Consider the following 6,319-nt stretch of genomic DNA (forward strand, 5'->3'; position numbering starts at 1 on the left):
CTCCCTATATAGAGCGTCACATGAACCGTGCTTGAAGGCGAAGGCGTGGCGCCGGGTTCCTTCCGCGCCCGCCAACGAAACCGCCGCGCAGCCTTGACTCAAGGGGCGGCCTTCGCCTATATCGCCCGCTCTCGCGCGGCCGGCTCGTTCGGATCGCGTGCCCAAGTTCATATCTTAGCGGGCCAGGCTCTTCTCAAGAGGGCGGGGCTTCGCCCAAGCCAAGGTAACCACCATGTCGCGCCGTTGCGAACTTACCGGTATCGGTCCGATGGTCGGCCACAATGTGAGCCACTCGAACATCAAGACCAAGCGCCGCTTCCTGCCGGCCCTGTCGCCCGCCACGCTCCAGTCGGAGTCGCTGGGCCAGACCTTCAAGCTGCGCATCAGCAACGCGGCCCTGCGCACCCTGGACTTCAAGGGCGGCCTTGACGTGTTCCTGCTGGGCGCCAAGGACGAGCAGCTGTCGCCGCGCGCCCTGAAGATCAAGGCCCAGGTCAAGGCCAAGGCCAAGGCCGCCGCTCAGGCTGCTTAAGGCTGATCGGCCCTTCAAGGCTGAAGATTACGAAACCCGCCGGGCGAGAGCTCGGCGGGTTTTTCGTTGTGGGGAGCGGGGCGGGGGGCGGCTGAGCGCCGGAACGAGACATTGGGATCGCGCCGGAGATTGCTCATTCGGTGACTTCGCCCTCACCAGCGTCGCCTAGGGCTCGGTGGAGGGGTATTACCGATCTAAGCAAGGTATTTGTCTTGTCGGGGGCATGGGATAGTGAGCAGCAAGTTGAAGCTCGGCGAGGAGATCCTCACCGATCTGGCGGCGATCCAGGATCAGTCTCACCGGGACAAAATGCTCGGCGACGAGTTCGACCTGCCGCGCCTGATCGGCGTAGGGAACGGCCGCACGCTTCAGGTCACTAAGGCCATAGACGGTGCGATCACTGCATTGGCCGTTCAGCTGAAGGCGGAACGCCCCAAGCTTGTCAAATCGATCACCAGCAAAGATTTCGTCAGCTTGGTTCGCGCGGCCTGTGGCCCGATCCTCGCAGAGCTCGATCTCGACCGACCTTTCGCAGAAACAGGTGCAGAGCTCGTCACGAGGGTCGAGAAGGCCGTCGATGAACAGCTCGCGGGCCTTCCACGTCGCGAGCACGCCTTTGGCGTCACGTTGTTCGGCGACCCTGGCGTCGCGCCGTTCTCGATTGGGCCGGTCCGCTTTGAAGAATGGGATGCATGGCTAACCCGCAAACGCGCGGATGGTGGATTGTCTGCGATCACCGAACAGCGCTTGCGCAAAGCGTGGGCTGGCAAAAAACTCAATAAGCGGAAGCCTAGCATGGCCTCTGTGCAGGAACGCAACATCCTTAGCGCAATGCGAGGCGCGCCGTATGTGGCCAGCGTCCGCATCGAAGGGTTCGCTTCGAGCGCAGGTCTGGAGGCTGCCGCCACCGCCGTGCGCCTTGCAGTAACAACTGTCGCCCTGTTATGGCCCACTCCGTCGCGCGCTCTTGAAGGCATGCGCCTACGGTTCGATCCATCGCATCACATGGAAGAAGCCGTGACATTCATTCCGGGCCGCGTCGTCGCTGGGGGATCCCGTTTGCGCGGCACACCCTTCGGCCCGAGTCTCACGCCCGACGAATGGGCAAACAGTCAAGCGGCCGTCAAACCCGTCTTCAGCGCGGCCGGTGATGCCATCGCGTTGCTCACTGATCCGGACGACAATCCTCCGCGCGTGGGAATCCTGCGCGCCCTTCTCCAATCACTCATGTGGTTTTACGCCGGCTGCCGCGAGCTAAACGATCCAATCGCCATCGTAAACTTCACCGCTAGCCTCGACGCCCTAGCCAGTGGTGCGCAAGGCCAAGGGATCCTAGACGTGCTGAAGGCAAGGCTCGGATGGGCCCCCGATGCGGCCTTCTACACGGACGGCACGACCCTGAAACAGGTGGTCGAAAAGCTCTACGGTGAGGGACGCAGTCAGCTTGTCCATGGGACGAGCAAGCGGATCGGTTATGACTGGGCAGCCGAACGTGCCCAGGCGGAGAGTCTCGCTGGTCGCGCGCTCATCGCGTGCCTTGAGTTTGTGGCAGCCAACCCGAATTTGGACAAAGCGAAAGCGCTCCGAGTCTAGCAAGCGTCGGCGGGATCGGGAGGCGGCGTGAACCTCTGACCGAGCCAACCTTCCTTGAGCGCTGCGGCCTTCCGCCGTGCGCCATGTCTCCGCGTTGGCAGCATCGAATTCGCCGTCACCACGACCGCTGCCAGGAAGTGGAACCTCTGAACGGAAGCGGTGAGTCACCTCCTTCCGCCAGGAATGTTCTGGCCGCCAGGACACGGTTCGCCCGAGCAGCCCCCACCCCCAAAACAAAACCCGCCGCGGCTGGGCCGCGGCGGGTTTGTGACGCTTGGTACTGTTACGCTGGGTACTCGGAACGCTGTACTGTTACGCGGGGTACTAAGCTTGGGGCGCCTTAGCGCGAAACGGCGCCCGAGGCGGGGTTCGCGGTGTTGTAGGCGGTCAGGGCCGGGTTGTTGATCTTGGCGACGGCGTCGTTGACCGAGGCGCGGATGCAGGCCGGGTACATGTAGCCGGCGAGGGCTTCGCCGCGGATGTCCTGCCAGCAGACGGTCGAGGCCGCCTTGACGATTTCGGCGCGGACTTCGGCGGCCGACTTGCCGGCGACCTTGACGCGCATTTCAGCGGCCGAGGCCGGAGCGGCGGCGGCCAGAGCGATGGCCGAAGCGGCCAGAACGATGGAGCGGATCATGTCGATGTTCCGAAAGGGGGTTGGGCGCAACCACCTCCAGACGCGTTCCTCTGACGGTCGCCGAGGTCTTGCGCTCGCTGGATCCGTCGGTAGCGATATAGCAACGTTCTGCTGGGTGAACAACGATAATGTTGCAATGCACCCTAAAATGGGTCGGCTTCGTGGCGACTGCCGCGCGAGGGGCGCCGCAGCGTAAAAAACCCGCGAGCCGGAGAGCCCGCGGGTTCTTTGCTCGGGATTAGCGAGCCGCCACGCGCAGGGCGTAGACCGAGCGGTTCTGGGCCTTGTCGAAGGCGATCAGCTCGGCGCTGTTGGTGCGGGCCACGGCGTCGCGGGTGATTTCGCGCACGCAGTAGGGGGCCAGGTCGTTGGCGGAGGGGTTGCCGACCAGGTCTTCCTGGCAGAGCTGCTTGGCGGCTTGCAGGATCTCGGCGTGGACCTCGGCCGGAGCGCGGCCGCGCACCTTGACGGTGATTTCGCCGGCGCTGGCGGAGGTGGCGGCGGTGGTGGCCATCAGGGCGCTGACGGCGATAACGAGCAGACGGATCATGGTGATAGTCCCGGAAAGGAGGTTGGGTTCAACCGCCTCCCGGCGCGTTCCTCTGACGGTCCGTGGGTTCTCGCCTCATCAACCGTCACCGACAGACATGCATGACACCGGTGTCTGTTGCAAGTGCGAAAGCACCGATTCCGGAAAAAATGTTAGCGGTAACATATCGTTGCCAACGAAACGATTTCAAGCGCTTACGACTTTATGTTTCACGCCGCGGAGCGGTCGCGAAACGCGGGTTCAGCGCTTGCGGGCCGGCTTCTTGTGCGGCGCGGCAGGAGCCGGCGGCGGGGGAGGGGGCGGCGTCCAGTCGAAGGCCAGCAGCAGGGTGCGTTGCTTGGCGCTGACCGCCCCGTCGTCCGAGATCAGGTAGATGCGGATCGCGCCCGACGGCGAGCTGGAAAGGGCCAGCCCTTCGAAATTGTCGCGCGGCATGGCGCCGTCGATGTGCAGGGCGGCCGCCGTGCGCTGGCGGGCGGCGGGCAGGGTCGGGTCGGAGATGAAGCGCACGATGCTGCGCCAGCCGCGGATGGGGTCATAGCCCCGGTGCAGGGTGGCGACGGCGGTTCCCTGGAACGGCGCGAAGGCGGTCAGGCCCCAGGTGAAGTCCGGGCCCGACTGCGGCGCCAGCGACTTGCAGTCGGCCGACAGGCGGCAAAGCCACACCTCGCCCTCCTCGCCGCCGACCAGATAGGCGTCGGGGCCGGCGGCCGGATAGGCGGCCAGGGCCTCCATGCCCTCGTTCTCAGGGAAGATGGTGGCGGGCTTGGGGGCGGGACGGGGCGTTCCCCAGCCGCTATCGGCCTGGGCCGGATAGAGCCAGATGCGATGGTCGCCCTCGAAGCTGACCAGGCGGTCGCCGTTCGGCATCACCGCCAGGCCTTCGGCGTCGGCGTTACGCTTGCCTTGCAGCGGCTGGCCGTCGAGGCCTTTCAGCGGAAAGAGCTTGCCGCCCGTCAGGCCCGCCAGGCGCCCGGCGGCGTCCAGCTGGATCCTGGCCTCGAAGACGTCGCCCTCGTCGCTGATCGCGGTCAGCACGTCGCCCGCGCCGATGCGCAGGTCCGAGAGGCCGTGCAGGCGGCTGGTGTCGGGGCTGGTCAGCACCAGGCCGCCGGCATAGGTGAACCCGCCCTCGGCCGTGACCTTGGCCGGATCGGCGGCGTCCATCGGAATGGGCGTGGCGACGACGGTGATCTCGGGGCCCGCCTTGACCGGCGCGGCGGGGACGACCGGCGGCGGCGGGGCGGCGTGCTGGGCGCAGCCGGCGACCAGGCCGCCGGCCAGGGCCAGGCTCAACGCCAGCCGAGCCCTCACGCCGGCGTCCTGGCGGGCTTGGCCGCCTGCGGGGTCACCACCGGGAGCGGCGCGAGCAGGCCGCGCGCGCGGGCGATCTGGCGCGGCTCTTCCTCGAACAGGGCCGCCAGCTGCTCGACCAGCACGCCACCCAGTTGCTCGACATCGACGATGGTCACCGCGCGGCGGTAGTAGCGCGTCACGTCGTGGCCGATGCCGATGGCGATCAGCTCGACGGGGCTCTTGCCCTCGATCTCGGCGATGACCTGGCGCAAGTGGCGCTCCAGATAGTGGCCCGAATTGACGCTCAGGGTGCTGTCGTCCACCGGCGCGCCGTCGGAGATCACCATCAGAATGCGGCGAGCTTCGGGCCGGCCGACCAGGCGCTGGTGGGCCCACATCAGAGCCTCGCCGTCGATGTTCTCCTTGAGCAGCCCCTCGCGCATCATCAGGCCGAGGTTCTTGCGCGCCCGGCGCCAGGGGGCGTCGGCGGCCTTGTAGACGATGTGGCGCAGATCGTTCAGACGGCCAGGCGCGGCGGGCTTGCCGGCCTTGATCCAGGCGTCGCGGCTGGAGCCGCCCTTCCAGGCGCGGGTCGTGAAGCCCAGCACCTCGGTCTTGACCCCGCAGCGCTCCAGGGTGCGCGCCAGGATGTCGGCGCAGATCGCCGCCACCATGATCGGCCGCCCGCGCATCGAGCCGGAGTTGTCGATCAGCAGGGTGACGACCGTGTCGCGGAACTCCTGGTCCTCCTCCTGCTTGAAGGACAGCGGCGCGGTCGGGTCGATGATCACCCGCGTCAGGCGGGCGACGTCCAGCATCCCTTCTTCGAGGTCAAAGGTCCAGGCGCGGTTCTGCTGGGCCAGGAGGCGGCGCTGCAGCTTGTTGGCCAGGCGCGAGACGACGCTGGAGAGGGCCGACAGCTGCTGGTCGAGATAAGCCCGCAGCCGGGTCAGCTCCTCGGCGTCGCACAGGTCCTCGGCCTGGACGATCTCGTCGAACTCGGTGGTGAAGATCTTGTACAGCGGCTCTCCGCCCTGGGCCTGGCCGGGATCGGGACGGGCGGGCTTGGCGCCGTCGCCCATGTCGGGCGCCTCGTCGGTCTCCTCGACCTCGCCGTCCTGCTCGGACTGGACCATCTCCTCGTCGCCGGACTCGGATTCGCGGTCGGAGGCCTCGCTCTCCTGCGGCGCGGAGCCTTCGGGCTGCTCGCCTTCGCCCTCGCCTTGTTCGTCGTCGGAGCCTTCGGTCGGGGAGTCGTCCTCGTCGCCGTCGTCCTCGTCGGCGCTCTCGGTGGAGTCGGCCATCTCTTCGCCCAGGTCGAGATCGCGCAGGATGTCGCGGCTGACGCGGGCGAAGGCGGCTTGGTCGTCGATGGCGGCGGCGAGGCGGTCGAGGTCCTTGCCGGCCCGCGCCTCGATGTCGGCGCGCAGGATGTCGACCAGAGCCTTGGCGCCGTCGGGCGGGGCGTCGCCGGTCAGGCGTTCGCGGACCAAGAGGCCCAGGATCTCGGCCATCGGGGCGGACTGGGTGTCGGTGGCGACCGCGCGGGTCAGGCCCTGCTTTTCCAGCCGGGTCTCGAGGGCGGCGGTCAGGTTGGCGCGGACGCCGCCCAGGGCGTTGGCGCCGATCGCTTCCAGCCGTGCTTGTTCGATCGCCTCGAAGGCGGCCTGGCCGTCGGGCGAAGCGGGGCGGGCGCGGGCGTGGGCGACGG

Annotated in this window: 6 protein-coding genes; 2 read left to right on the top strand and 4 right to left on the bottom strand. The window is 67.4% G+C overall.

Annotated elements, in window-relative coordinates:
* Positions 1 to 232 precede the first annotated feature (232 nt).
* Positions 233 to 532, top strand: a complete 300-nt coding sequence (rpmB, locus tag DI526_RS11430) for a 50S ribosomal protein L28 (RefSeq protein ID WP_304277706.1) — start codon at positions 233 to 235, stop codon at positions 530 to 532.
* 231 nt (positions 533 to 763) lie between these two features.
* On the top strand, positions 764 to 2,125 hold the full coding sequence (locus DI526_RS11435; RefSeq protein ID WP_304277708.1) for a hypothetical protein: 1,362 nt from the start codon (positions 764 to 766) through the stop codon (positions 2,123 to 2,125).
* 340 nt (positions 2,126 to 2,465) lie between these two features.
* On the opposite strand, the gene DI526_RS11440 is transcribed toward DI526_RS11435, so the two are convergent.
* The 4 genes from DI526_RS11440 to cobT all read right to left on the bottom strand — a co-directional run.
* Positions 2,466 to 2,762 (bottom strand): hypothetical protein, encoded by a 297-nt coding sequence (locus tag DI526_RS11440; RefSeq protein WP_304277710.1) that lies wholly within the window; start codon positions 2,760 to 2,762, stop codon positions 2,466 to 2,468.
* 238 nt (positions 2,763 to 3,000) lie between these two features.
* Positions 3,001 to 3,312 carry a hypothetical protein gene (locus DI526_RS11445; protein WP_304277712.1) on the bottom strand — a complete coding sequence of 104 codons (312 nt, stop codon included), beginning with the start codon at positions 3,310 to 3,312 and terminating at the stop codon, positions 3,001 to 3,003.
* 240 nt (positions 3,313 to 3,552) lie between these two features.
* Positions 3,553 to 4,626, bottom strand: coding sequence for an esterase-like activity of phytase family protein (locus DI526_RS11450; RefSeq protein ID WP_304277714.1), 1,074 nt, complete (start codon positions 4,624 to 4,626; stop codon positions 3,553 to 3,555).
* A partial coding sequence (gene cobT, locus DI526_RS11455) for a cobaltochelatase subunit CobT (RefSeq protein ID WP_304277716.1) occupies positions 4,623 to 6,319 on the bottom strand: 1,697 nt, incomplete at its 5' end. The genes DI526_RS11450 and cobT, both read right to left, overlap by 4 nt.

Origin of the sequence: Caulobacter segnis (assembly GCF_003243465.1) — a bacterium.
Classification (GTDB): Bacteria; Pseudomonadota; Alphaproteobacteria; order Caulobacterales; family Caulobacteraceae; genus Caulobacter; species Caulobacter segnis_A.

Bases quoted from the DNA above. Each gene is read 5' to 3' on its own strand.
- DI526_RS11440 (WP_304277710.1), bottom strand. From the start codon at position 2,762: ATGATCCGCTCCATCGTTCTGGCCGCTTCGGCCATCGCTCTGGCCGCC.
- DI526_RS11445 (WP_304277712.1), bottom strand. From the start codon at position 3,312: ATGATCCGTCTGCTCGTTATCGCCGTCAGCGCCCTGATGGCCACCACC.
- rpmB (WP_304277706.1), top strand. From the start codon at position 233: ATGTCGCGCCGTTGCGAACTTACCGGTATCGGTCCGATGGTCGGCCAC.